General features: G+C 69.3%; 24 protein-coding genes. 11 read left to right on the top strand and 13 right to left on the bottom strand.

Annotated features, from left to right (window positions below; all coding sequences use genetic code 11):
* Nucleotides 1-2,454 carry an ATP-binding protein gene (locus IG04_RS0115410; protein ID WP_051770028.1) on the top strand — a complete coding sequence of 818 codons (2,454 nt, stop codon included), beginning with the start codon at nt 1-3 and terminating at the stop codon, nt 2,452-2,454.
* A gap of 10 nt (nt 2,455-2,464) precedes the next feature.
* Here IG04_RS0115410 and IG04_RS0115405 read toward each other — a convergent pair whose 3' ends face one another.
* Nucleotides 2,465-3,016: a sigma-70 family RNA polymerase sigma factor gene (locus tag IG04_RS0115405; RefSeq protein WP_036014780.1), complete on the bottom strand. Its 552-nt coding sequence runs from the start codon at nt 3,014-3,016 to the stop codon at nt 2,465-2,467.
* Nucleotides 3,017-3,228: 212 nt separating this feature from the next.
* Here IG04_RS0115405 and IG04_RS0115400 point away from each other — a divergent pair, with 212 nt between their 5' ends.
* The gene (locus IG04_RS0115400; RefSeq protein ID WP_159460461.1) at nt 3,229-4,113 is read left to right on the top strand and encodes a carcinine hydrolase/isopenicillin-N N-acyltransferase family protein; all 885 of its coding nucleotides are present in this window, start codon (nt 3,229-3,231) and stop codon (nt 4,111-4,113) included.
* A gap of 154 nt (nt 4,114-4,267) precedes the next feature.
* Nucleotides 4,268-4,699, top strand: coding sequence for an SRPBCC family protein (locus tag IG04_RS47180; RefSeq protein WP_051769949.1), 432 nt, complete (start codon nt 4,268-4,270; stop codon nt 4,697-4,699).
* Nucleotides 4,700-4,702: 3 nt separating this feature from the next.
* Here the strand turns inward: IG04_RS47180 and IG04_RS0115390 are convergent, their stop codons facing one another.
* Together IG04_RS0115390 and IG04_RS0115385 are read right to left on the bottom strand one after the other, a co-directional pair.
* Nucleotides 4,703-5,554, bottom strand: coding sequence for a cytochrome c biogenesis CcdA family protein (locus tag IG04_RS0115390; protein WP_030477328.1), 852 nt, complete (start codon nt 5,552-5,554; stop codon nt 4,703-4,705).
* Nucleotides 5,551-6,108: a redoxin domain-containing protein gene (locus tag IG04_RS0115385; RefSeq protein ID WP_030477327.1), complete on the bottom strand. Its 558-nt coding sequence runs from the start codon at nt 6,106-6,108 to the stop codon at nt 5,551-5,553. Before IG04_RS0115385 ends, IG04_RS0115390 begins: the two co-directional genes overlap by 4 nt.
* 151 nt (nt 6,109-6,259) lie before the next feature.
* Between IG04_RS0115385 and IG04_RS0115380 the strand changes: the two genes are divergently transcribed.
* The gene (locus tag IG04_RS0115380; RefSeq protein ID WP_051769948.1) at nt 6,260-6,955 is read left to right on the top strand and encodes a DUF998 domain-containing protein; all 696 of its coding nucleotides are present in this window, start codon (nt 6,260-6,262) and stop codon (nt 6,953-6,955) included.
* Nucleotides 6,956-7,022: 67 nt separating this feature from the next.
* On the opposite strand, the gene IG04_RS0115375 is transcribed toward IG04_RS0115380, so the two are convergent.
* The 3 genes from IG04_RS0115375 to IG04_RS0115365 all read right to left on the bottom strand — a co-directional run bounded on the left by IG04_RS0115375 (nt 7,023) and on the right by IG04_RS0115365 (nt 8,365).
* Complete coding sequence (locus IG04_RS0115375) at nt 7,023-7,250, bottom strand: DJ-1/PfpI family protein (RefSeq protein WP_030477325.1); 228 nt, start codon at nt 7,248-7,250, stop codon at nt 7,023-7,025.
* A 193-nt stretch (nt 7,251-7,443) separates the two neighbouring features.
* Nucleotides 7,444-7,848, bottom strand: coding sequence for a nuclear transport factor 2 family protein (locus IG04_RS0115370; RefSeq protein ID WP_030477324.1), 405 nt, complete (start codon nt 7,846-7,848; stop codon nt 7,444-7,446).
* A 145-nt stretch (nt 7,849-7,993) separates the two neighbouring features.
* Complete coding sequence (locus tag IG04_RS0115365; RefSeq protein ID WP_030477323.1) at nt 7,994-8,365, bottom strand: winged helix-turn-helix transcriptional regulator; 372 nt, start codon at nt 8,363-8,365, stop codon at nt 7,994-7,996.
* 153 nt (nt 8,366-8,518) lie between these two features.
* On the opposite strand from IG04_RS0115365, the gene IG04_RS0115360 reads away from it, so the two are divergent.
* Together IG04_RS0115360 and IG04_RS0115355 are read left to right on the top strand one after the other, a co-directional pair.
* Nucleotides 8,519-8,887, top strand: coding sequence for a winged helix-turn-helix transcriptional regulator (locus IG04_RS0115360; RefSeq protein WP_030477322.1), 369 nt, complete (start codon nt 8,519-8,521; stop codon nt 8,885-8,887).
* A 392-nt stretch (nt 8,888-9,279) separates the two neighbouring features.
* Entirely contained in the window at nt 9,280-11,826 is a 2,547-nt protein-coding gene (locus IG04_RS0115355; protein ID WP_245816172.1) for an excinuclease ABC subunit UvrA, read from the top strand.
* Between the two features lie 10 nt (nt 11,827-11,836).
* Here IG04_RS0115355 and IG04_RS0115350 read toward each other — a convergent pair whose 3' ends face one another.
* Together IG04_RS0115350 and IG04_RS47175 are read right to left on the bottom strand one after the other, a co-directional pair.
* On the bottom strand, nt 11,837-12,271 hold the full coding sequence (locus IG04_RS0115350; RefSeq protein WP_030477320.1) for a MarR family winged helix-turn-helix transcriptional regulator: 435 nt from the start codon (nt 12,269-12,271) through the stop codon (nt 11,837-11,839).
* Nucleotides 12,272-12,392: 121 nt separating this feature from the next.
* Nucleotides 12,393-12,962, bottom strand: a complete 570-nt coding sequence (locus IG04_RS47175) for a hypothetical protein (protein WP_030477319.1) — start codon at nt 12,960-12,962, stop codon at nt 12,393-12,395.
* On the opposite strand from IG04_RS47175, the gene IG04_RS0115340 reads away from it, so the two are divergent.
* Nucleotides 12,885-13,214 (top strand): FadR/GntR family transcriptional regulator, encoded by a 330-nt coding sequence (locus IG04_RS0115340; protein WP_051769947.1) that lies wholly within the window; start codon nt 12,885-12,887, stop codon nt 13,212-13,214. The two genes, IG04_RS47175 and IG04_RS0115340, sit on opposite strands and share 78 nt — an antisense overlap.
* A 44-nt stretch (nt 13,215-13,258) precedes the next feature.
* Here IG04_RS0115340 and IG04_RS0115335 read toward each other — a convergent pair whose 3' ends face one another.
* The 3 genes from IG04_RS0115335 to IG04_RS0115325 all read right to left on the bottom strand — a co-directional run bounded on the left by IG04_RS0115335 (nt 13,259) and on the right by IG04_RS0115325 (nt 16,975).
* A complete protein-coding gene (locus tag IG04_RS0115335) occupies nt 13,259-13,693 on the bottom strand; it encodes a DoxX family membrane protein (protein ID WP_030477317.1) in 435 nt (144 codons plus the stop codon).
* Between the two features lie 24 nt (nt 13,694-13,717).
* Entirely contained in the window at nt 13,718-14,194 is a 477-nt protein-coding gene (locus IG04_RS0115330) for an SRPBCC family protein (RefSeq protein WP_036014774.1), read from the bottom strand.
* Between the two features lie 90 nt (nt 14,195-14,284).
* Nucleotides 14,285-16,975: a helix-turn-helix transcriptional regulator gene (locus IG04_RS0115325; RefSeq protein WP_030477315.1), complete on the bottom strand. Its 2,691-nt coding sequence runs from the start codon at nt 16,973-16,975 to the stop codon at nt 14,285-14,287.
* A gap of 155 nt (nt 16,976-17,130) precedes the next feature.
* On the opposite strand from IG04_RS0115325, the gene IG04_RS0115320 reads away from it, so the two are divergent.
* The 3 genes from IG04_RS0115320 to IG04_RS0115310 are packed head-to-tail and all read left to right on the top strand — an operon-like array spanning nt 17,131 to nt 19,874.
* Nucleotides 17,131-18,549, top strand: coding sequence for an MFS transporter (locus IG04_RS0115320; protein ID WP_030477314.1), 1,419 nt, complete (start codon nt 17,131-17,133; stop codon nt 18,547-18,549).
* Between the two features lie 28 nt (nt 18,550-18,577).
* Complete coding sequence (locus IG04_RS0115315; RefSeq protein ID WP_030477313.1) at nt 18,578-19,444, top strand: SDR family oxidoreductase; 867 nt, start codon at nt 18,578-18,580, stop codon at nt 19,442-19,444.
* A 13-nt stretch (nt 19,445-19,457) separates the two neighbouring features.
* On the top strand, nt 19,458-19,874 hold the full coding sequence (locus tag IG04_RS0115310) for a Dabb family protein (RefSeq protein ID WP_030477312.1): 417 nt from the start codon (nt 19,458-19,460) through the stop codon (nt 19,872-19,874).
* A gap of 161 nt (nt 19,875-20,035) precedes the next feature.
* Here the strand turns inward: IG04_RS0115310 and IG04_RS0115305 are convergent, their stop codons facing one another.
* Entirely contained in the window at nt 20,036-21,499 is a 1,464-nt protein-coding gene (locus tag IG04_RS0115305; protein ID WP_036014680.1) for a M1 family aminopeptidase, read from the bottom strand.
* Between the two features lie 236 nt (nt 21,500-21,735).
* On the opposite strand from IG04_RS0115305, the gene IG04_RS0115300 reads away from it, so the two are divergent.
* Complete coding sequence (locus IG04_RS0115300) at nt 21,736-23,157, top strand: M1 family metallopeptidase (protein WP_030477310.1); 1,422 nt, start codon at nt 21,736-21,738, stop codon at nt 23,155-23,157.
* A gap of 45 nt (nt 23,158-23,202) precedes the next feature.
* Here the strand turns inward: IG04_RS0115300 and IG04_RS0115295 are convergent, their stop codons facing one another.
* Nucleotides 23,203-24,138, bottom strand: coding sequence for a LysR family transcriptional regulator (locus tag IG04_RS0115295; protein WP_030477309.1), 936 nt, complete (start codon nt 24,136-24,138; stop codon nt 23,203-23,205).
* Nucleotides 24,139-24,142: the final 4 nt, after the last annotated feature.

The raw sequence follows: 24,142 nt of genomic DNA, 5'->3' as shown, positions 1-24,142 counted from the left end.
ATGGTGTCCGGGGTCAGCACCTTGCCGCGGAAGGAGTTCGGCTGCGTGGGTGCGACGGCGTTCGGTGACTTCCTGCGTTTCTACCGGCTGCGCGCCTCGTTGACGCAGGAGGAACTGGCCGAGCGGACCGGGGTCAGCGTGCGCGCGATCAGTGACATGGAACGCGGCCGGGCCAGGGGTCCGCAGCGGCGAACCGTGGAGTTGCTGGCAGGCGGGTTGACGCTGACCGACGACGAGGCGGTGGAGTTCGCCGGGCTGGCTCAGGCGGGGCGACGCTCCGCTCCCCCGGACGACAAGCCCGAACCGCCCGAGACGCCCCTGGCCGGCACGGCGTGCGCACTGCCGCCGGTACTGACCGAACTGACGGGGCGGCAGCAGGAGCAACGAACGCTGGACGGGTTCGCTCTGGAGGCGGAGTCGTCAGCGCGGTCGCGGACCACGGTCATCCACGGCCCGCCGGGCGCGGGCAAGACGGCGCTGGCGGTGGACGCGGGGCATCGGCTGGCCGGGCGGTTCGCCGGCGGCTGTCTGTTCGTCGACCTGCACGGCATGGACGACGAGCCGATGTCACCACACTGCGCGATGCAGCGCCTGGTGCGCGGGCTCGGGGTGGACGAACGGAAGATCCCTGCCGACCCGGATGACCGGCTCGCTCTCTACCGGTCGTTGCTGCAGCACCGGTCGGTGCTGCTGGTGCTGGACAACGCCGCGAACGAAGCGCAGGTGCGGCCGCTGCTCGCCACCGGCCCAGGGTCGATGGTGGTGGTGACGAGCCGCAACACGCTGGTAGGGCTGGACGCGCGACATCGGGTCACGCTCGAGCTCCTGGACGTCGACGGCGCGGTGGAGCTGCTCGGCGTGATCGTCGGCGTGCGCCGGGTGGAGGCCGAGCCACAGGCGGCGCGGCGGGTGGCGGCGTCCTGCGGCGGAGTGCCGCTGGCGTTGCTGATCGCGGGCAACCGGCTGGCGAGCCGGACGCAGTGGACGATCGCTCATCTGGCCGGCCAGCTGGCCGACGAGAGACGTCGGTTGTCGGTGCTCACAGCCGGCGATCTGCAGGTGCGGGCGGCCTTCGAGATCTCCTACCACCAGCTGCACCCGGCGGCGGCGGGCATGTTCCGCCGGCTCGCCCTCGTACCGGGTGACGACACCTCCGTCGAGCTCGCCGCGGTCGTGTCCGGACTACCGGTCGATCAGGCGGAGCTGGCCCTGGAGGAGCTGGCCGACGCCAGCCTGGTAGGGCTCGGCGACACCCCGGACCGCTACACCAGGCACGATCTGCTCAGGGTGTTCGCGAGGGAGCGGCTGGAGCTGGACGAGAGTGCCGAGGACGTGCGGGCTGCCTCGGCGCGGATGCGGGACTGGCTGCTCTCGGTCGCCACGAAAGCCGCGCTGTGCTTCGACCACGACCGCCTGGAGGCCACCACCGCGGTGGACGGGCCGGACCCGGTGTACGACCGCGACTCGGCGAACCGCTGGCTTTCCAGGGAGCTGTCGAGCTGGCACGGCGCGCTGCGGGCCGCGGCCGAGTGCGGCGAGCACCGCAAGGTTCTGGAGCTGGCCCAGGCTCTGCACTGGTACTCGGACCTCCGTGGCACCGGGTCGCTGTGGCGAGAGGTGTTCACCGCGGGTGCCGCGGCGGCGAGGGAACTGGGCGACGTCCGCGCGGAGGCCGAGCAGCTGAACTACGTGTGCTGGGCGCTCTACAGCCTGTGTGGAAAACCGCGCGAGGCACTGGCGGCGCACCATCTCGCGGTGGCGGCGGCAACCCAGGTCGGCGACCCGTTGCTGGAGGCGTGGGCCCTGTACTACCGGTCGGCCATCGAACGACGGCTGACCTCACCACAGGAAGGTGTCCAGGTAGCGCGAAGATCCGTCGAGCTGTTCGAGCGGGCCGGCTACTCGATCGGCCACTATCTCGCGCTGTCCCTGCTGGGCTCGATCCTGCACTCGGCCGGCGAGTTCGACGAGGCCGTCGCGGTGCATCGGCGCAGCGTCGCCCACTACCGCGCCACGGCGGCCGCGCCGGGCAACGACGAGCTGCTGTCGATGGTTCTCACTCGCCTCGCCGAAAGCCTCACGGCGTGCGGCGACGTGGCCGCCGCGCTGGATCTGCTGGACGAGGCCGAAGGGCTGTTCGGCAAGCACGGGGTGAGCGCCGGCGTGGCACGGGTGCGGCACCTGCGCGGCTGTGCGCTGATCAAGGCGGGCCGCCTCACGGAGGCCAGGGACCATCTGCTGGCCGCACTGCGTGACGCGCGCTTCTCCGAAACCAGGGTGGACACCATGGTCCTGCTGGCGGAACTGTCCGACGAGTGCGGCGAGACCGCGCAGGCCAGGGAACATCGTGTGCGCGCGCTCGCCGAATGCGGGCGGTACGACACACCGGCCATCCGCCGCACAGCCGGCCGGCTCGCCGGCGAACTGGGCCTCGTCGTACCCGAGTCGGCCTGACCGGAACCGCTCAGCAGCCCGCTGCCGTCACGCCGTGGCCCGCGAGCGCTTCGGACATGGCGATCGTCGCCTTGTGCACGCGCGACTTCATGGTTCCCACCGGAATACCGACAGCCGCCGCCGCGCGCTGCCGCGTGCAGTCGAGCCGGTAGACCTGTTCCAGAGCCTGGCGCTGCATCGGCGTCAGCTTCGCCAGGCTCTCGTCGACCAGGCACCGGTCGACGACCTCGTCGGCGAAGTCGGCTCCGCCGGGGAGCAGGTCGAAGTCGTCGTCACCGAACACGACCGGCCGGGCGTTGTCCCGCCGGGCCAGATCGACGATCAGGTTGCGGGCCACGGTGAACAACCACGGCCGTACCGCGGCGTCCCTCACCGCCAGCAGCGTCTCGCTGTTGCGCCACGCGCGGAACATGCACTCCTGCACGACGTCTTCCGCCCGATGGGGGTCGCCGGGCAGCAGACGGCGGGCGAACCTCAGCAACGGGCCACGGTGCTCGGCGTGCAACGTCACCAGGAACGCGTTCATGGAAGCCGACGGAGCGCGGTCGGCCAACACGGTCACGGCGCCCACCTGACGGGCGGTGCTGTGGTCGCCACGGTGACCTCCCTGTGTCGATTCGGCCATTCGAACCACAAGTTGCACTGCCAGGTGAGCCCGCGGCCATGCGGAAGGACCGGCAGAACCACCGCCCGCGGTGTTCTGCAAGTCCTTCGGTATGGCCGCGCGAGGACGTCCGGTGTTGCATCGGCCTGGCAAACATGGGAGGTGACCAGGTGATCGGTGGTACCGGCTGCTCCACGACGTTCCGCGCCTTCGCCGAGGAACGTCCCGGCGCGAGGTGGCGCGAGCACGTCGGTCGCCACTGGCCGCGGCTCAGGCCCGAGATCGCCGACGACCTGCTGGCGGTGTCGTGGCGCGCGGCCGTGCTGGACTTCGAACTTCCCCACCTGGCGCCGATCTACGCGGACCTGGCCGAGGAGTCAGGCGTGCGTGACCGCGTGTTCGCCGCGTACCTCACCCACGTGGACTTGCCGCTCGCCGTCGTGAGCGGCAGGCAGGCCACCGCCGGGCGAGCGCTCGTGCGCAACCTGGAACTCGGCCTCGACCGGTACGAGTCGACGCTGTGGCTGAGCAGGTTCGGTTCGCGCCGCGTGCTGGGCACGACCTCAGGACTGTGGGGCCTGCTGGACGGGATGAACGAGGACGGGCTCGCGGTGTCGCTCACCTCGGGCGGCACGCTCCGGCACGACCTGGGCCTCAGCGGCCCGCTCCTGGTACGGCACCTGCTGGAGCACTGCGCGACGGTCGCCGATGTCGACCAGGCGATGCGCGGCTGGCGGACATCGACCACCCACGACCTCGCCGTGCTGGACGCCGGGAACAACCGCGCCGCCTACCGGGTCGCGCCGCGCACCCCCACCCGTCGCGGCCTCACCCAGCACTGGGACTCCACGGCCGAGGGATTGGCGGCGATGCTGCGTCCGCCCCGCTTCCGGACCGACTACGCCACCGGCAGCGGCACGCTCCACACCGCCGTCTACCGCCCGGCCGAGGGTACGGCCACGTTTCTCTGGCCGGACGGCTCCCGGACGTGGGGTTTCGGCGACTTCGAACCCGCCGAGATCGCGATCGAGTACCGGCAGCGCCAGCACTGGTGACTGTGCCCGCACCTCCACGGCGACCTCGCCGTCTCCGGGCAGGCGCAATCATCTGGCCCAGGCGCGTCGCCCGGAGATGGGCGATGATTCGGGGCAGACGCGCGGTGCGCCGACGCCGGTACGCCGCGGCCCTGCTTCACCGCGGAGGTGCCGCATGCCGGTTGACGTCCGGCCCGAAGTCCTCGTGCGCCGAGCGCGTTCCGACGTCGCCGCGTTCATGTTCGACCCGGCCAACGATCTCAAGTGGACCGGCGGGATCACCTCCAGCCGACCCGCACAGCCCGGGTCGCTCGTGGAGGGCGCGGCCGTGGAGCGCACGGCCCGGTTCCTGGGACGTGAGTTCGTCTACGGCTATGTCGTGACCGCACACGATCCAGACCGGCTGGTCGAGCTGAAGGTCGACCGGCCGTTCCCGATGACAGTGCGCTACGAACTGGCGGACGCACCGGCCGGCACGCTTGTCGCGATACGTGCCAGTGGTGCGCCGGGCAGGTTCTTCGGCTGGGCGACGCCGTTCATGGCGCGCCAGGTGCGCAAGAGCATCACCGCCGACCTTGAGCGGTTGCGTGCCTGTCTGGAGTCGTGAGGATCATGTCTCGCGGTTGTGGGCCTTGCGGCGGCGCACCAGGAGCGTGCCACCGGCGAGCAATGCCACCAGCGCGATCAGCGGTGGCAGTGGCCCGATGGCGGTGAGCCAGGTGACCAGGGTGTTCTGCACTGTCCCGGCCGCGTCGACGACGGGGTCCGCGGGGTCTGCGCCGCCGAGGAACAGCCGGAGTTCGTAGACCCCGTAGTAGGTGACGTACAGACCGACGAGAACCAGCAGCGCGCCGCCGATCCGGGAGATGTGCGGGAGCAGGCCGCGGGCGCGGGTGATCACGGCGGTGCTGGCCAGCGCGGTGGCCACCGCGAGAGCGGTCACGACGAGTCCCATGCCTGCGGCGTAGGCGACGAACGCGGCAACGCCTTCTCCGATGTCGCCGCCACGTAGCGAGGTGCCCGCCACGGCGAGAAAGGGACCGATGGTGCAGGACAGAGAAGCGATCGCATACGCGATGCCGTAGCCGAACATCGATCCGAGTGTGTGGTTCGGTGCGCCTTTGCGCGGCTTGGGGACCAGCAGGGCGATCTCCCGGCCGGCCAGCAGCAGGGCGCCCAGCACGAGCAGGGCCACGCCGATCACAACGGTGACGAACGGCAGATAACGCTGCACCGAGGCGAACACCGGTGCGACCACGACGCCGAACAGTCCGAACACCGTCACGAAGCCCAATGTCATCAGAGCGCTGGAACCGACCGCGCGGGCGAGCAGTTGCGCTCGGGTGCGGTCGGCCGAGCCGGTGACGACGAGGGTGAGGTAGGCCGGCAGCATGGCGAAACCGCACGGGTTGACCGTGGCAACCATGCCGGCGACCACGGCCACGAGCAGGGTCTCGGTCATGTGAGTTTGTTCAGCCGGTCGCGGAGGTCCTGCTCGGACAGCTGACTGGTGACGACCTCGACCTTGCCTGCCTTGTCGATGAAGGCGTAGGCGGGCTGGGCGGTCACGCCGAACCGCTTCCACACCGCGGCGTCCGTGTCCGCGATGTGCTGGAACGACTTGAGGTCGTACCTGTCCACGAAGCCCTGCATGGCGGGCACCTGGTCCAACGCGGCCACGCCGACGAACGTCACGGAGGAGCCGAGTTCCTTGGCCGCCTTGGACATACCGGGGGCCTCGCGCTGGCACTTGGGGCACCACGGCGCCCAGAACCACAGCACCACCGGCTTGCCTGCCAGCGCCGCGCCGGAGATCTCGGCACCGTCCACGGTCCTGGCGGTGAACCGCAGCTGTTCCGGCGCATCGGCGACTGGTCCGCTCGACGCGGTGGCCGGAGACGACGCGGAAGTGGACGGGGGCATGGGCGCCGTGGTGGGGGCAGAGCTGGGTTGCGCACCACACCCCACCAGGAACGTCATGGCGAACGCGGCGACGACCGCGCGCATGGAGAACATTCCGCTACCTTCCGTCGGCTACTGCTGGTTGAGATACTGCCCCGCCGCGCCGGGCGAAAGATGTTACGAAGTGCTGACGGTGGGAGTCTCGCGGCGGAGCGACCGAGCCGGGCACGCGGTCGCGGGTGACCGGCGCGATTGAGGAGCGAGAATGGTGCGACCGGGCGAGCTGCGACGGGAACCGTTGATCACCGCGGCGGTGCTGTGGGCGTTGGGAAGTACCTGGTACCTGATCTCAGAGGCTGTCGCGGCGTCCGCATTCCCGAACTACAGCTATACGCACAACTACATCAGCGATCTCGGCGCCGTGCGGGAGAACCCCCTCGACGGGCGACGGATCGACTCTCCCCTGGCGGAGGTCATGAACCTCGGCTTCCTGCACCAGGGCCTTTTCTTCCTGCTCGGAGCGATGTTCCTGGCCCGGGCTCTACCCGCCGGCCGCGGGCGTTCGGCTTTCCTGGCACTGGCAGTCGTGCACGCGGTCGGCAACGGCCTGGTCGGCACCTTCCACAGCGGTCACGCCGACGACGGTGCCGCGGTCTTGCATCCCATCGGAGCGGTGATGGCGATCCTCGGCGGCAACCTCGCCACCATCGCCGCGGCTCTCCTGCTCCGCGGCCACGCCCGAGCCCGCTTCGCCCGGATCGCGGGCTTCGCGTTAGGCGGCATCGGCCTCACCTCACTGCTCGCACTCGGCCTCGCCACCGCCTCCGGGACGTCCATGCTGTTCGACGACGGCACATGGGAACGCGGCTCCGTCTACGCGATCACCACCTGGCAACTCGTCGCCGCGACAGTCGTCCTCACCGCCAGATGTGCGCGGACTCGGCGCGAGCAAGACGCCTGATCGGCTACCCAGGGTCAACTTCGGCAACGTCACAACCGAGCCTCGGATCCCTTGTCGCACTGCACTCCTACCTGCGCAGGCCTGGCACGATCAGCACGTCGGCGTCCTGCGGTGACCATCCGCGCGGCGCCTCGATCCGCAGACCCCTCGACGCGGTGACCATGGTCGGCTTGGTGGTCGACACCAGCGTCGTCCGGATGGCACCGCCCATGAGGCCGGCGATGGACAGCACGTCGAAAGGCGCGATGGAGTCCAGTTCCTCCACGCCCTCGTAGAGCAGAATCTGCACACGCACCGGAGAGCGGAACGACCGGAGGTGTGTCCAACTAGGACTGAAGGTCTCCCCGACCGGTCACTCCAGACCGATCTCGGCCAGCCACTGGCTCGTGCTCCTGGGCACCAGGCCGAGCAGCCGCCGAGTGACGCGACCGTCCTCAGAACATGCCGGCCGACAGGGTTTCCGCTGTCAGCCGGCATCTCCGCACAACTCAGGCAGCGCCCCAGAAGGCGTCCTCGGACTCCGGGTCGGAGGAGAACAGCCACACCTCGGCGATCCGGTCGCCCTCGACGCGCAGCAGGTCGACGCCGTCCTGGCCCATCGTCGCGTCCTCGCGCTTGCCGCTGAAGTGGATCGGCACCGCGACCACCGTGCCGTTGACCATCAGCGGACCGGTCAGCGAGAGCTCGAACGTCCCTTCGCTGGCGGTCATCATGCCGCCGAGCAGCTGACCGACCGCTGCGCCGCCGCGGTGCGTACCGGAGAACTGGTTGGCACCCGGCTGGTGCCACACGACGTCCTCGGCGAACAAGCCGGCGACCGCGGGAAAGTCCTTGGCGGCCAACGCATCGAAGTACTTGCCCACAACCGCCAGCGGTCCGGTCGACTCAGTCATCGGAGATCCTCTCGAGAATTCGTTGCGATGGCCTAATAGTCACTATTGGTGCCCAGTTACCTCAACGTAACTGAGGACCGTTTGTGACACACGTCACAATGAACGGCGGCCACCTTCTCCCGAAAGTCCTTTGAGGACTGACAGGTCAACGGGCGGCATCGAACGCCTCGCGCGCCGCGAGGACCTCTTCGGCGTGCCGCTCCGCCCAGTCACCCAGTTCTCGCATCGGCGCATGCAGGGTGCACCCCAGCTCAGTCAGTTCGTACACGACCCTGGGCGGCACCTCAGCGTACGCGTGGCGCAGGACGAGCCCGTCGCGTTCCAGGTCGCGCAACGTCTCGGTGAGCACCTTCGCGCTGACGCCCTCGACCAGCGTCCGCAGGTCGCCGAACCGCAGTCCGCTGCCACGGCCGAGCGCGATCACCACCAGTGCCGACCACTTGTTGTCCAGCCGCGCCAGCGAGGTGCGAGTCGACCAGATCGCCGCGGACGCGGACCACTCGGAGTTCTGCGACATGGGACACATCCGTTCATCGGCTACGTTGAGGCGACCAGCCCGCTGCGGCGAGTATGGGTACTCCTGCCCGTACCTTGCCGGAATTGGCTCCACGAACCTATAGTTAATTGCGGTAACCTGCTGTCTGAACGCAACCGAGAAGGGGGTGCGGCCGTGCCCCAGCACCCCGCGTTCAACGTACTCACGGCGACCTGCCCGTCACGAACCTCGCTGGCCCGCATCGCGAACAAGTGGACCGCGATGATCGTCTCCGCGCTGGGCGGCGGCAGGCTCCGGTTCTCCGCTCTTCGCTCCACTGTGGACGGAATCAGCGGCAAGGTGCTCACGGACACGCTGCGAGACCTGGAACGCGACGGACTCGTCAGCCGTCATGTGTACGCCGAGGTGCCGCCCCGGGTCGAGTACGAGCTGACCCCGTTGGGGCGCACCTTGCGCACTCCGCTGCGGGCACTGAACCGCTGGGCGGAGGAGCACATCGAACAGGTGCTCGCGGCACGTGAGGCCTACGACACTCGCAGCTGAACCGCCGCCCGGCGGGACCTCATGCCGAGGGACCGTCCGGTTGGGACCATCGGGTCATCATGAACTCCTTTCCGCCGGCCCGACGTAACCTATCGGCGTAACTCGCCTGGGCGGAGCAGATCCGAGGCCGTCCGCTTGCTGCCCGCGGACGGCCGGCCCTTCGGCACGCAGCCTTCGTTCGAGAACGCCGCCTGTGCGTTCGGACGTGACCGGAGGCAAGCTGGTGCCATGCGAAAGATGTCCGAAGTGGTGATTCGGCAACGGCCGGTGAGAGCTTTCACACGATCCAGGTCCGCCAGGCCGCAGGGTTCGGCCGTCCACTGAGTATAGTTTCCTTGGAATCAAGTTCTGCGGAATACTCATGGCCAGCCAGCCGGAAGGAAGTGATGCTGATGGACGACGGCGATCAGCCTGTGGCGATCGAGGTGCACGGTGCGCGGGTGCACAACCTGCGGAACGTCGACGTCACGGTGCCGCTGCGCAAGCTTGTCGCGCTGGCCGGGGTGTCGGGGTCCGGCAAGTCGTCGCTGGCGATGGGAGTCCTGTACGCGGAAGGGTCCCGGCGGTACATCGAGGCGCTGTCGACCTACACCCGCCGGCGGATGTCGCAGGCCCCGCGAGCAGCCGTCGACAGCGTCAGGCACGTCCCGGCCGCGCTGGCTCTGCGGCAGCGCCCTGGTGTTCCCGGCGTGCGCAGCACGTTCGGCACGTCGACCGAGCTGCTGAACGTCCTGCGCTTGCTGTACTCCAGGCTTGGTTCGCACTGCTGCCCGAACGGTCACCGCCGGCAGCCGACGATCGACGTCGCCCTCAACCTCAACCTGACCTGCCCGGTGTGCGACGTCTCGTTCTATCCGCCGGGCGCGGAGTCGCTGGCCTTCAACTCCGATGGCGCGTGCCCGCACTGCACGGGTACCGGGGTCGTCCGTGAGATCGACGAGGAACGCCTGGTCCCCGACACCTCTCTCACCATCGCGCAAGGGGCGGTGGCTCCGTGGTCCATGTTCGGCCTGACGGTGACGCCACAGGTCATCGCGGAGTTCGGGGTACGCGCCGACGTGCCCTACGCGGATCTGACCGCCGAAGAGCGCGACATCGTGATGCACGGTCCGGCGGAGAAGCGGCACATCAGCGTCCCGTCCAAGAACGGCAAGCTCTTCGAGCTCAACTTCACCTACCGCAACGCCCGGCAGGCCGTCCAGGAAGCACTGGACAACGCCACCAGCGAGCGTGGCCTGAACCGGGTGAACAGGTTCATCAGTACCCAGGGGTGCCCCACCTGCCACGGCACGCGACTCAGCGAACAGGCACGAGCGTCCCAGGTCGACGGGATCAACCTCGCCGGCGCCACCGCCAAGACCCTCGACGAGCTCGTCTCGTGGGTGCCCGGGATCGAGAGCACCCTGCCGCAGGACATGGTCCCGATGGCGAGGAGCATCGTCGCCCAGCTGCTGCGGACCGCGCGCCGCCTGGTCGACCTGGGCCTCGGCTACCTCAGCCTCGACCGGGCGTCCTCGACGTTGTCCACCGGTGAGCGGCAACGTGTCCAGCTCGCACGCGCGGTGCGCAACGAGACGACGGGTGTGCTCTACGTGCTGGACGAGCCCTCCATCGGCCTGCATCCGTCCAATGTGGATGGACTGCTCGGCGTCATGCGTGACCTGCTGAAGGACGGGAACTCCGTGGTGCTCGTCGACCACGACGTCCAGGTCCTGCGCGAGGCCGACTGGCTCATCGAGATCGGCCCCGGCTCCGGCGCCGAAGGCGGGCGCGTCCTCGCCACCGGCGACGTGGCCACCCTCGCCGAGCACCCGCGGTCCCTGCTGGGCGGCTTCCTCGTCGGGCGTGAACCGGTCGTCGTGCGGCCGCAGCCGGGCAGCGACGAGGTGTTCGACCGCGGCCGCATCCACCTCTCCACGCACCCTTTGCACACGGTTCACGCCCTGGAGCTCGACCTCCCGCGGGGCCGCCTGACCGCGGTGACCGGTGTGTCCGGGTCGGGAAAGACCACGCTCATCCTCGAAAGCCTCGTCCCGGCGCTCGAAGCGGCCATCTCCGGCCGCTGGCTTCCCAGCTGGGTCAAGGCAATCGGTGCTGAGGGAATCGCCCGGGTCAACGTCGTCGACGCCACTCCCATCGGCGTGAACGTCCGCTCCACCGTCGCCACCTACAGCGGTGTCCTCGACGAGCTCCGGCGTGCCTACGCGGCCACCCCGGCGGCACAGGAGCGCGGGTTGACCACGAGCGACTTCTCCTACAACACCGGATCGCTGCGGTGTCCCCGCTGCGAAGGCACCGGCCAGGTGTCACTCGACGTGCAGTTCCTCCCCGACGTCGACATCGTCTGCCCGCAATGCCAAGGTTCCCGCTACGCCCCGGCCGCGAACGAGTACCGGCGCGGTCCGGGCGCGGACGGGATCTCCCTGCCCGACCTGCTCGCCCTCACCGTCAGGCAGGCGCTCGAACAGGTCCGGGACATGCGCCGGGTCCGCACCCGGCTGGAGACGCTCGTCGACCTGGGGCTGGGCTATCTCACCCTCGGTGAAGCCACGACCACGCTCTCCGGCGGTGAAGCGCAGCGACTGAAACTCGCGTCAGAACTCGACCGGAACCAAGCCGACGCACTCTTCGTCCTCGACGAACCCAGCGTCGGTCTGCACCCACTCGACATCCGGACGCTCCTGTCGGTGATCGGGCGCCTCACCGACAAGGGCGCCACCGTCATCGTCATCGAGCACGACCTCGACATGGTCGCCAACGCCGACTACGTCGTCGACATGGGCCCTGGCGGCGGGACGGCCGGGGGCACCATCGTCGCCTCCGGAACGCCTCGGATCCTCGCCCGCGAACCCGGCAGCCTCACCGCCCGGTACCTCCGCGACCACCTCGCCGCCGCGCAGGACGGCCGAGTGTCGCGGACAACTTCCGCGCAACGCTGAACACTCGAGGTCAAGCGCTCGCGCGGTACGCGGCGCGAAGGTCGGCGAGGGTCTTGGCCAGCTGCTTGAGCGACCGCTCCGGGAGCACCGAACCGACCCGGATCTCCAGCTCGTCGTCGAAGACCTTCGCGGCCTTGGCCACCACGCGCCGGCCGGAGGCCGTGAGCTCCACAATGGACGAGCGCCGGTCGTCCGGATTGGCACGGCGCCGGCAGTATCCGGCGGCCTCGACCCGGTCGACGACCTTGCTGGTGCCACCGACCGTGATCCCGAACTCCTCCGCCAGGTCCTGCACACGACAACCGGCACGCTCATCGAGCAGCCGCATGACCTCGAACCAGGTGAGCTGCAGGTCGCACTCCGCACGCAGGCGCGTCTCGACGGCACCCCACAGCTCGATCTGAAAACGAACCAGATCGCTGAACACCAGCCTCAGATCCGCCACAGCTTCCCCGCGCCTTCTTTCCGGTCTCGCGAGATAACGTCCACGGAAGCATATTCCATCGAACGCGAAGAGCCCGCTGACCTGGAGTTCATCCAGAATCAGCGGGCCCATGGCGTGCCGCTTAAGAGCCCTTCACCGAGAACGAGTCGAAGGTGGCCGTGCCCGAGATGCTCGCGGCATGTGACGTCCAGATCATTCCCGCGTCCTGGGTGGTGGCGACACCGGGCACGGTGACCGGATTGCCGATCCGGTGCCACACCACTCCGTCGTTCGACCAGGATCCGGTGTAGACGCTGCCGTCGCGGACCAGGACGTTGTTGGTGACCGTGATGAACCGTGAGCCTTCGTCCAGGTAGAACCCGAAGGAGTAAAGGGCAGCGGGGGCCATGCTGTCCCGGCAGAAGTTGCCGTCGATCGTCGAGCCGGGCATGGCCGACAGGGTGTAGATACAGGCCCCGTCGTTCATCAGGGTCATCACGTTGTACAGGTAGTTCTGGCTGATGTGCACGTCTTTCAACGTGGTGGGCGTCTGGTAGGGCGGGAAGTACCGGTAGGTGCCACGGGCGGCGTACTCGGGGCTGCCCGCAACGCCACCGCCGCCGACATCGCCGAGGTGGCCGCGCTCCTCACACTGCTCGACAGCCAGGTCGACCGACAGGAACTCTTCGTCGAGACCGACGTCGCCTTCCACGACCGCATCATGCGAGCCTCCGGCAACCGGCTGTCGAGGTCGATCGTGCGCACCGTCCACGCCGAAGCGCGCAAGAGCTATCGCTACTCCGGTGACCCGACGTCGACCGAGTGCCAGGTCAGCAACGACGAACATCGCGCCGTCTTCGAACACATCAGGGACAGGGACGAGGCCGGAGCGGAACAGGCCATGTCACAACACATCCTGTCGGCCTGGAGCCGTCGCCGCCCGAAGGACCGCTCCCCTGACTGAACGGCGATCGTCTCCGGCATCGTCCGTGTGATCGGCACCGGCGGCTACGACCTCGACAGGGACGGCGACGGCATCGCGTTCGAGTAGGCCGGCCGCAACATCGGCACGAACGCGTGCCGGTAGACCCAGGCCAGGTAGATCTCGACCACCGCGAGCACCACGGCGATCACCGCACCGCTGGGCTCCAGCAGCACGTGCAACCCGAAGATCCCGACCACCAGCGGCGCCAGCAGTGCCAGCGCGAGCGGCGCGAACCTGTTGACCAGCAACATGATCCCGGCCACCAGCTCGACAACCTTGATGACGGGCATGATGAACCCGCTTTCGCCGAGCGCGGTGGCGAACGCCACCGCCTCGGCCGACATGCCGTCGGTGGACTGCGACCCGATCCCGAACAATCCGGTGAACCCGGAGAACGCGAACAGCGCACCGAACAACACCCGCACGACAACGTTGATGTACTTGAATGCCTTCGTCATACGGACAAGCATCGAACCTCCAGATTACTGGAGGTAAAGATCCGTTCGCTCAGGGCGGAACGCCCTGTTCTCCGCGGCCTTCCTGAGGTGACGGAGCCAGACTGCGAGAGATTCGCCGAGGGCGGCCCGCATGCCGTCGACGTCGGCGAGCACCGGGTCTCCGTCCCAGGACTCCTCCGTGCGGACGTGCACCGACGACCCGATCACGTCGCACGTCCACAGGTGGATGCCGGTGATTCCGCTGACGGTTCCGCCCCAGAGGATCCGGCGGGGTTCCCGCAGCTGGTACACAGTGGACTCGATGTCGAGACCGGCCGTGCTCCACCGGAAGACGCTGTCTGTCCGGAGAGGACTGTCAGCGGCGGCGGAGGTGATGTCGGGTTGCCAGTCCGGCCACGAGGGCACGTCGGTGAGCAGCCGCCACACGCGCTGCAGCGGCGCGGCGACGACGGTGTCGCAGTGCACCACCACGGGTGCCTTCACGTCGATTTCGGTGATCATTCGCAGACCTTTCGGGAACGGGAGCGGCAGCCTGTCCGCGACCATGGTCATGCGAACGCGCCTCCGCTCGCGTCGGCAGGAATCACCTAGTCACCCGAGGTCGGGCATGTCCCTGAGCTGTCTGCGTGAGGTGACACCGAGCTTGCGGAAGATGCTGCGCAGGTGGGCGTCCACCGTGCGCGGGCTGAGGAACAGGCGCCCGGCCACCTCCTTCGTCGTCGCGCCCGCCGCGACCTGGCGCGCGATGTGCATCTCCTGCATGGTCAGCCGGTCATAGGTGTGCTCGGAACGGTTGCGGGCCACCTCGCCGGTCGCGCGCAGCTCGTCGGCGGCCCGCCGGGCGAACGCTTCCAGCCCGATCTCCGACAGCTGTTCGTGCGCGGTACGCAGGTGTTCGCGTGCGTCGCGACGGCGGCCCGTGCGGCGCAGCCACTCCCCGTACCGCAGGTGTGCCCGCGCGAGTTGCAGGACCAGCGGGCTACCCGTCAGGTGCTCGAGCGCCTCCCGGTAGTCGTCTTCCAGGTCACTGACCAACGCCCGCGTTCCTGCCGCGACACCAAGGGCGAAACCGGTTGCCGCAGGCTCCGTGCGCTCCAGCAGGGACTCCAGCGCTGATTTCGCGACGGCGTTCTCGCCGCACCGGATCGCGGCCTCCACCAGTTCTGGCAGGGCGATGCCGGTGAGGAAGAGGTCGCCGCCCGCCACGGCGCGGGTGGCCGCGTCCAGGGCGGCCGGGTAGTCGGCCAGGCCGTTGTACAGCACGGCCGTCGCCCAGTGGGCGTTCGCGGTCAGCTGGCCGGCAGGCCTGCTCATCACCTCGGCGACCAGGTCGAGCACCTCCTGGCGGCGGCCACGCATCGCGGCCAGGTGCACTCTCGGGTAGAGCTGCGGCAGGTCACCGACGGCGTCGGCGATCGCCTCCTCCTCGGCTATCGCGGCCATCGCCTGCCCGAAGTCGCCGGTGAACACGGCGGACAGGGCCGTCTGCGCCAGGCCGAGCCGGATCGTCATCGGTGATCCCGTGTCCCGCCCGGTCCGCACCAGCCAGTCGACGACCGTCGCGTGCAGGTCGATGTCCCACAGCTCGCCGGCGAGCACCGTGGCCAACGCGGGCGCCCGCATCCACCCGGCGGTCCCGTCGGTGTCGTCGCCGGTGAGAACCCGCCGCAGCGCCGGTATCCCGGCATGGTGCCCCTCGGTGTTCAACAGCACGAGTGCGTCGAGGAGATCCGGCGGTCCCGATGCCGGCAGCGCCACCCTGGCCGCGTCGAGCACCCGGTCCATCACTCCCGCGGCCCGTCCGACGAGGAGCCCCATCTCCAGTGCCGCCACGAAGCACTCGCGCGAGCGTTCCGGATCGGTGGCGGCGAGCCGCTGTGCTGCCCGGAGGATGAGCTCCGGCCCGCGGATGGCCCCGTCCGCGCCCTGGACGAAGGCGATCTGCCCGCGCAGCAGGTCGGTGGACGCGTGCTGGAGATCGTCCAGTGACTCGGTGTCGAGGCTGGTCAACAGCGCCGCCGCCGCGTCGGCCTGGCCGGCCGCGAGAGTGGCTCGCGCGGCCGCGAGCGTGCGCTCGGTCTGTTTGCCGGGATCGAGTGACAGCTCCGCCGCACGTTCGAGGAACGCGGCTGCGGCCGCCACTCCCCCACGCGCCTGCGCGCGCGAGGCCGACGACTCCAGTTGCGCCGCGACCTGTTCGTCCCGCCCGGTGGCGGCTTGCGCGCGGTGCCAGGCCTGCCGGTCCGGCGCGGCGACGGGGTCGGTGGCGTCGGCCAGTGCCCGATGCGCCACCTGACGCCGCTCCGGTTCGGCCGCGCGGTAGGCGGCCGAACGTGCCAGCGGGTGGCAGAACCGTGCGCGCGTGCCGAACCGCACGAGCCCGGACGTCTCGGCGACGGCGCTCGTCGCGGGCACGTCGATGCCCAGCAGCCGCGCGGCCGTCCACAGCAGACTCAGGTCGCCGGTGGGATCGGCACTCGCGAGGGTCAGCAGCAGCCGCGCGTCCGCGGGCAGTTCCGCCAGCCTGGTGCGGAAGCTCCGCTCGATCCGGCTCGCGACCGGTGACGGCGTCGGCAGCGCGAAGCCACCCGCCTTCGGCAGCTCGATCAGGGCCAGCGGGTTTCCGCGTGCCTCGGCGAGCAGGCGGTCACGCACCCGCTCGTCGAGCGTCACGGTCTTCTCCTGCGCCAGCAACGCGCGCGCCTGCGCGTCGCTCAGGCCGCCGACGGTCAAGCCGGGCAGTTCGTCCAGTCCGCGGAGGACGCCGGAGTCGCGAGCCGCGAACACCATCGCGATCGGCTCGGCCGCGACGCGTCTCGCCAGGAACGTCAACGCCCCCACCGAAGCGGCGTCCATCCAGTGCGCGTCGTCGACGACGCACAGCAGCGGACGTTCCGTTGCGGCGGCCGCCAGCAGTTCGAGCGCGGCGAGGCCGACGCGGAACGGGTCCGGTGTGCCGTCGGCCAGCCCGAACGCGACCAGGAGGGAGTCGCGGTAGGGGGCCGCCAGCGAGTCGAGACGCGTCAGGACCGGCACGCACAGCTGGTGCAGTGCCGCGAACGGCAGCTCCCCCTCGAACTCCGACCCGGACGCGCGGATCACCTGGAACTTCTCCGATGCCGCGTGCTCGGCGTGGTCCAGCAGAGCGCTCTTGCCGATGCCCGGCTCGCCGCGCAGGACGAGCACACCGCCCTCGCCCTTCTCCGCTGTGCCGACGAGGGCGAGGACGCGCGTGATCTCGTCGTGCCGGCCGACGAGCGAGCGGGAGGACGTCGTGGGCATGGTCCGAACCATAGGGGCGACGTCACCACCGCAGGACACCGGTACGAGTAGGTGATTGTCACCGACGCGAGTGGAGCCGGTTCACGAAATGGTCATGGCATCCGCCACGCGGAACCGAGACACCGACCGGAAGCCCTCTGCAGAAGGACGAGACGATGAGCGACAACACCGCAGCCACGACAGTGGGCGCAGGCCCGCGGATACCGCGCGGGGTGGCGATGGCCGGCCTGGCGAGCGCCATGTTCCTGGTCATTCTCGACGCCGCCATGGTGAACCTCGCGGGATCCACGATCCGCGAGGGCCTCGGGCTCACGGCCGCCGAGCTCACGGTCGTCGTGGACAGCTATCTGGTGGCGTTCGCCGGTCTGTTGCTGCTCGGCGGCCGTCTCGCCGACGTACTCGGTGGCCGGAAGGTGTTCCTGACCGGAATGGCCGTCTACCTCGCGGCGACGGCGTTCTGTGCGCTGGCCACCAGCAGCGGGATGCTGGTCGCCGGACGAATCGCGCAGGGCATCGGGGCCGCGATCCTGATGCCTGCCGCGCTCTCGCTCGTGCTCGCCCTCTACTCGTCTCCCGCGGAACGTACTCGGGCGATGGGCATCTGGGGCGCGGTCGCCGGTACCGGCAGTCTCCTCGGCGTCTTTCTCGGTGGCACGCTGACCCAGCTGCTGGGCTGGCAGTCGGTGTTCCTCACGCCGGTGCCGTTCGGTGTGGCCGGAGCGATCCTCGTGTGGCGCTCGGTGCCCGCGGTCCCCGGCAGGCCCGGCCGGTTCGACGCGCTCGGCGCTATCACCATCACCCTCGGGATCTCCGGTCTGGCGCTGGGCATGGTCTCCGCCTCCGATACCGGGTTCGGCGCGCCCAGCACGATCGTCGGCCTCGCGGTCGGCCTTGCCTCACTGGTGGCGTTCGTGCTCGTGGAGCGGCGTTCCACGCATCCGCTGGTCCCGCTCGGCGTCTTCCGCCGCACGCCGGTGATCACGGCGAACGTCGTGATGTTGCTGACCGGCGGCACGCTGACGAGCCTGTTCTTCTTCCTTCCGCAGTACCAGCAGGACGTGCTCGGGATGACCCCGTTGTCGGCGGGGATGACCCAGATCCCCATCGCCCTCATGATCATCGTCGGCAGCGTCGTCGCGCCACTGCTGGCCAAGCGCATCGGGCTGCCCCACGCGTTACCGGTCGGCCTGGCCGTGCTGCTCGCCGGCTTTCTGTGGCTGGCGATGGATCCGACGACCAGTGGTTTCTCGGTGAGCCTGCTGGCCGCGTTCGTGCTGATCGGGCTCGGACTCGGACTCGGGCTCGTCAACGCCACGGCGATGGGTGTCCGCGACAGCGAGGCCGGTGAGTCGGGCCTGCTCAGCGGGCTGGTCAACGCCGCGCAGCAACTGGGCGGCGCGGTCGGGCTGGCCGCGCTCGCCGGGATCGCCATCGGCGCCGCGGGCACGCACGGGGACATCTCGTTCACGACCGCGTTCTTCGGCGAGGCCGCGCTCGTCGTCATCGCCCTCGCACTGTCGCTCTTCTCCGCCGCCGGGAAACGGCAGGCCCCGGCCGTCGCCGGCACGCACTGACCTCCTCCACCGAAAGGGACGTACCACGATGAACACCCCCACCGTGCTCGTGACCGCCGCGACCGGAACCGTCGGTTCCGCACTGGTCCCCGCACTGCGCAGCCGCGGCGTCACCGTCCGCGCCATGACCCGCGACCCCGGCCGCGTCTTCCCCGGTGCCGAGACCGTCGTCGCCGACCTGCGGGAGCCGGAATCGCTTGTCGCCGCACTGAAGGGCGTCGACGCTGCCTTCCTCAACAGCCCCTCGGCACTCGACGCCGCCGCGCTCCAGATCCGGTTCGCCGACCTCGCCCGCGACGCCGGCGTGCACCGGCTCGTCCTGCTCTCCCAGTACGAGGCGCGCGCTGACTCGCCGGTGCGGTTCCTGCGCTGGCACGCGGAAGTCGAGGCCCACGTGGAGAAGCTCGGGCTCGATCACACCGTGCTGCGTCCCAACCTCTATCTGCAGGCGCTCCTCGCCTTCGCCGGCCCGATCGCGCAGGGCTGGTTCGCCGCACCCGTCGGCGACGCCGCCGTCAGTGCCATCGACACCAGGGACATCGCCGACGCAGCCGCCGCCGTGCTGACCGGCACGGGACACAGCGGCCGCACCTACACGCTGACCGGCCCCCGCGCCGTGACCCACCACGAGATCGCCGCAGCGCTCGCCGGCGCGACCGGGCGGGACGTCACCTTCCACGACACCCCTGCGGACCAGTTCGCCGCCGCACTGACCGGCCTGCTCCCGCCCTGGCAGCTCGACGGCCTCGTCGAGGACTACGCCCACTACGCCCGAGGCGAAGCCGCCGAGGTGCACACGTCCGTCACCGACCTCACCGGACAGCCCGCACGCGACGTCACCGACTTCGCCCGCGACCACGCCACCGCGTTCGCTGCCGCCGCGAACGCAAGCTGAAAGGGAAAGTCCGATGATCTACCACTGCATTCGTTTCACCCTCAAGCCCGGCGTCTCGGAGGAGGACAGGGTGGCCGGTCTCGCGCAGATGCGTGAGCACAGCAACGCCATCCCGTCCATCAGGGCGCGCGTCGTCGGCCCCGATTTCGGCGGCGAGTTCGACTATGGCGCGGTATCCCTGATCGAGGACCTCCAGGGTTACGAGGAGTACATGAACCACCCCGCGCACCTGGCCATGGACCGCGCCGGGTTGCCGCTGGTCGACAAGTTCGTGTCGTTCGACATCACCGACGATCCGGACCCGGAGATCGGCGCGAGGATCGCCGAGATCCACCGGCGCCGCTACGAGAACATGCCCGACATCGCCGGCCTGGTCTCCGATCTCGGCGAGTACTCCGGCAGCGCCGCCCCCGGCAAGCACGGACACTGACCGCGAACCGGCTTTGGCCGGCGTGTTCCCGATTCATTCAAGGACTGCGTGTGCGGATGCAGGTTGGGAAACGGCGCTGCCTGGCTACCAGCAGGGCATACAAATGCCCGCCCACCACAAGAACGACACCAAACCCCCGGCAGCCGGGTCAAGGATCAAGGTCACCGATGTCCTGACGCGAAGCGCTCGCTGTTGGCGGTGATGACGTCGTAGGACTCCGGTTTTGCCTTGCGCCCTGCGACAACTGGACCGTTGGGTCCGGCAGCGGGCCGTTCCGGGGCGTAGAGCCAGGCGTGGAACAGCCCGTCGAGATCGACGCCGGAGATGCGCTCGGCGAGCTCGGTGAACGCGGCGGTGGTCGCGGCCGTGTCGGGCTTCTGCTCGGCGGCCCAGGTGCGCAGGATCCGGAAGAACGGCTCGTCGCCGATCTTGACGCGTAGCGCCTGCAGGGCGAGTGCGCCGCGGGTGTATATCGGGAACGCCAGGTTGCTGTCCGGGTCCGGGTTGGTGGGTGGCTGCCGCCAGACCCGGTCATTCGCCAGGTGCTGGTCGTAGTAGTACTGGGCGAGTTCGGTCGCGGTGCCCAGTCCTTCTCGTTCCGCCCACAGGAATTCGGCATAGGTGGCGAACCCTTCGGCCAGCCAGCTGGTCTGTAAGTCGATCGAGTTCACCGCGTTCGCATACCACTGGTGGGCGATCTCGTGCGCGACCATCGACGCGTTCGCACCGCCCTCGAAGGCACGACCCGCGTAGATCGGCCTGGTCGCGGTGGAGACGACGGCGTAGAAACTGGAGTCGACCAGGCCGCCCTGGGCGCGGAACGGGTACGGCCCGAACCAGTCGGACAGGGCGTCGACGATCTCCGGGGTGCGTTCGACCGAGGCACGGGCCGGGGCGTTGGTCGCGCCGAGGTCGGTGCTGTACGCGTTGGTGACCGGTTGGCCGTTCGCCGCGGTAGTGGATTTCAGTTCGTACTGGCCGATCGCCAGCAGCGCCGCTGCTGTCGGTTGCGGACGCTCACCCCGCCAGGACCACTCGTCACCGCCGGGAACCGGGAGCGGCCCGCCGTACTGCAGGGCACCGTTGGATACCACCTCCACCCCGGTGGGTACGACGGCCACGAGGTCGAAGGTGGCTTGGTCGGCCTTGTCGAAGGCGCTGGGATACCACCAGGCCGAGCTCTCCACCGCGAGCGCTCCGGTCGGGGTGCGCTGCCAACCCCAGCCATCCCCGATGTCTCCCGGGTGCCTGTCGGGGTTGTCGCGATAGCGCACGACCACGACCAGGTCCTCGCCTTCGCCGACCGGCTTCTTCGGCGTGATGCTGAGCCGGCCGTTGTTCCTGGCGACCGTGGCCGGCTCGTTGTTCACCGAGACCGAGGACACGTCGAGCAGGAAATGCAGGTCGAACCCCGACAGGGCGCGGGTGGCCGTACCCAGGATCGTGGTGACCCCGGAAAGGGCGTCCGAATCGGGCCGGTAGGTGAGGTTCACGGAATAGTGCCCGATGTCGATGCCGTCATCGGCCCCTGTCCCGGCGTCCGCTGCCGTCGCGTTCGCCGTTGAGACGAACAACATCAACGCGGCAGTCGCCGCTGTCGCCCGCAAGGCGCGCGCCTTAGTCATTCCTGGTTCCTTCCGCAGGGTCAAGGACCGATGACCGCACGGTAGACAGCGCCCTGTTGACGCGAGATAAGCGTCAGTCCCCCGGTAGCCCGGAGACTTTCCAGCGGTCCTGCAACACGGAACTCAAGCGCGGACACCGTGCCGGATAACGCCCGGACATGAAGAACTGGCATTGGTACGACCGAACCGCGCGCGCACAGACTGAGGATCCCTGCCACTGCCCTGAGAGGTTTCCGATGGCTGTGCGGATTCGGCGAAAGTACTCGTCGGCCACCCTGTTGCTCTGCGGTCTGCCGCTGTGCTGTTCACTCCTGAGCCCAGCCGTGGCACACGCCGGCGACACGATCGGCTCCGACGGTTACGTGCACGTCGCGCCCAACGGTGTTGTGCTCGGCGTCGACCCCTACTACCCCACCGACGGCAACGGTGGTTACGACGTCGGCGACTACACCGTCGACCTGTCCTACGACCCGGCCTCACGTTTCCTCAGCGCCAAGGCCCTCGTCACGGCCACCACCACGCAACGCCTCAGCCGGTTCAATCTGGACCTGCGCGGCCTCACCGTGACCGCGGTGAAGGTCAACGGTGTGCCCGCGTCGTTCGTCCGGGCGAAAGCCCACGAGCTGGTGATCACGCCCGTCACCGAACTGGCGGCGGACACGTCGTTCACCGTGGAGGTCGTCTACTGCGGTCGCCCCGAGCCGGAGTACGTCCCTGGCCGGGGCGCCACCGGTTGGCGCACAACGCGTTCGGGCGGTGCGGTCGCGGCCGGCGCGCCCCATTCGGCGACCACGTGGTTCCCGGTGAACGACACCTCGGTGGACAAGGCGACCTTCCACCTCAACGCCACGGTTCCCACCGGGTGGAGTGTGGCGTCGACCGGAGTGCGCAAGTCCGTCCACAATGGAACCCACAGCTGGGTGGAGGAGGTGCCGGTCACCCCTTCCGCCACGATGATCGCCATCGACCGGTTCGCCGTCCGCGAGTCCACGCTCCCCGCGGGCACGACGGTGCTGGATGCCTTCGGGCCGGGCGCCGACACCGCACTTGCCAGGACTCTGCCCGCCGCGATGGAGTTCCTGACCGGCAAGCTGGGCGACTATCCCCTGCCTGCCACCGGTGGTGTGTACCTGCAGGACTGGTTCTACTACTCGCATCCCTCGCAGGGCCGTCCGGTACACGGCGGCTTCGCGGGCGAGTCGGCGCTGGTGCAGGCCTTGGCATCGCAGTGGTGGGGCAACCACCTCGCCATCAAGATGTGGAAGGACCAGCCGTTGGTCGACTCGTTCGCCCGGTACACGGTGTGGATGTGGGACGAGGCGAAAGGCGGGACCGCCGTCGAGCAGCATTACCAGGACGCGCTGCGCCGGGCGGGTTCGGACGCCTGGTTCTGGGGACGCAAGCTGGCTGATCCGGGAATGGGACGGGAGTTCTCGGTCACCGACAAGGGCGTCCTGATGGTGCACGCGCTGCGCAAGCACATCGGTGACGAGGCGTTCTTCACCATGCTGCGGGACTACCCCTCGATCTCGGCGCTGCTCAACCAGGGCTGGTACGACTGGGAGCTCTATACGGCAGCGGTGGCTGACAAGGACCTCACCGCGTTCTATGAGGCCTGGGTTCACGGAACGACCCTGCCACCGGCAGAGCTTCGCTGACGGCGGCGGTGTGTCCCTCCGGTTCCGGTGGGACACACCGCTTCGTCAAGCCAGGTAACGGGAGTAGACCGGCGAGGCCTCGCACTCGATCCGGTAGGCCAGCGCGGCGTCCACGAGGACGTCGCGGGCCACCCGCGCGAACTCGCTCTCCCGGTGCCACACGAGCAGGAACCTGCGTGACAGCGCGTCGTCCGCGAGCAGCCGGGCGGCGACCTGCTGGTGCCCTTCGCACGCCGCCTGCGACAACCCGACGGCACCGTTGCGCACCGCGGCCACGGTCATCCCGAACGACTCCGAAACGTACTGCACCCGGGGAGTGAAACCCTTGCGGCGGCACGATCTGTGGAAGTACTCGTGGAAACGCGACGAGTCGGGTGGGGGCAGCACCCACGGCTCGTCGGCCAGCTGTTCCAGGCCGATCACCTTGTGCCGGGCCAGCGGATGGTCCTCGCGCAGCAGCACCAGCGTCCTGTCGTGCGCCACCACCGCGAAGTCCACCGACGCGGGCGCGACCGCCTCGAACCCGGGATAGTCCTTGACCACGCCCACTTCCAGCCGCCGCTGCACCACCATCTCCACGACGAGGTCCCGGCATTCGCTGTCGAACAACGACGCGGCCGGACCGTGCGGCCGGTGGCTGTCGACGATGGCGGGCAGGTGGCACAGGACCGGCGAGCACACTCCTCCCACCCGCACGAACTCGGAGGGGCTGGTGCGGACCTCGATGTCCCGCGCCAGCCCCTCCATCATCGGCAGTACCGCGCTGATCCGGTCGAGCAGCAGTTCACCGGTGGGTGTCGGCATGACCGACGCGGTGCTGGAGCCGCGGTCGAACAGCCGTTGCCCCAGCGCGTTCTCGAGGCGCTTGAGGCTGCCGCTGACGGCGGGCTGGCTGATCCCGAGCCGCACCGCCGCTTCGGACAGGCTGCCGGTCTCGCCGATCGCCCGCACGAGCTTCAGGTGGTGGACGTCGAGCTCCATGCCG

The organism is Lentzea albidocapillata, assembly GCF_000719115.1.
Taxonomy (GTDB): Bacteria; Actinomycetota; Actinomycetes; order Mycobacteriales; family Pseudonocardiaceae; genus Lentzea; species Lentzea albidocapillata.
This window is presented reverse-complemented; position numbering and strand designations above follow the sequence as displayed.

What these genes read in the sequence shown, in the direction of transcription:
- IG04_RS0115410 (WP_051770028.1), top strand. Translation starts at nt 1, where the DNA reads ATGGTGTCCGGGGTCAGCACCTTGCCGCGGAAGGAGTTCGGCTGCGTG.
- IG04_RS47180 (WP_051769949.1), top strand. Translation starts at nt 4,268, where the DNA reads ATGCCGGTTGACGTCCGGCCCGAAGTCCTCGTGCGCCGAGCGCGTTCC.
- IG04_RS0115390 (WP_030477328.1), bottom strand. Translation starts at nt 5,554, where the DNA reads ATGACCGAGACCCTGCTCGTGGCCGTGGTCGCCGGCATGGTTGCCACG.
- IG04_RS0115385 (WP_030477327.1), bottom strand. Translation starts at nt 6,108, where the DNA reads ATGTTCTCCATGCGCGCGGTCGTCGCCGCGTTCGCCATGACGTTCCTG.
- IG04_RS0115380 (WP_051769948.1), top strand. Translation starts at nt 6,260, where the DNA reads ATGGTGCGACCGGGCGAGCTGCGACGGGAACCGTTGATCACCGCGGCG.
- IG04_RS0115370 (WP_030477324.1), bottom strand. Translation starts at nt 7,848, where the DNA reads ATGACTGAGTCGACCGGACCGCTGGCGGTTGTGGGCAAGTACTTCGAT.
- IG04_RS0115365 (WP_030477323.1), bottom strand. Translation starts at nt 8,365, where the DNA reads ATGTCGCAGAACTCCGAGTGGTCCGCGTCCGCGGCGATCTGGTCGACT.
- IG04_RS0115355 (WP_245816172.1), top strand. Translation starts at nt 9,280, where the DNA reads ATGGACGACGGCGATCAGCCTGTGGCGATCGAGGTGCACGGTGCGCGG.
- IG04_RS0115335 (WP_030477317.1), bottom strand. Translation starts at nt 13,693, where the DNA reads ATGACGAAGGCATTCAAGTACATCAACGTTGTCGTGCGGGTGTTGTTC.
- IG04_RS0115330 (WP_036014774.1), bottom strand. Translation starts at nt 14,194, where the DNA reads ATGATCACCGAAATCGACGTGAAGGCACCCGTGGTGGTGCACTGCGAC.
- IG04_RS0115325 (WP_030477315.1), bottom strand. Translation starts at nt 16,975, where the DNA reads ATGCCCACGACGTCCTCCCGCTCGCTCGTCGGCCGGCACGACGAGATC.
- IG04_RS0115320 (WP_030477314.1), top strand. Translation starts at nt 17,131, where the DNA reads ATGAGCGACAACACCGCAGCCACGACAGTGGGCGCAGGCCCGCGGATA.
- IG04_RS0115315 (WP_030477313.1), top strand. Translation starts at nt 18,578, where the DNA reads ATGAACACCCCCACCGTGCTCGTGACCGCCGCGACCGGAACCGTCGGT.
- IG04_RS0115310 (WP_030477312.1), top strand. Translation starts at nt 19,458, where the DNA reads ATGATCTACCACTGCATTCGTTTCACCCTCAAGCCCGGCGTCTCGGAG.
- IG04_RS0115305 (WP_036014680.1), bottom strand. Translation starts at nt 21,499, where the DNA reads ATGACTAAGGCGCGCGCCTTGCGGGCGACAGCGGCGACTGCCGCGTTG.
- IG04_RS0115300 (WP_030477310.1), top strand. Translation starts at nt 21,736, where the DNA reads ATGGCTGTGCGGATTCGGCGAAAGTACTCGTCGGCCACCCTGTTGCTC.
- IG04_RS0115295 (WP_030477309.1), bottom strand. Translation starts at nt 24,138, where the DNA reads ATGGAGCTCGACGTCCACCACCTGAAGCTCGTGCGGGCGATCGGCGAG.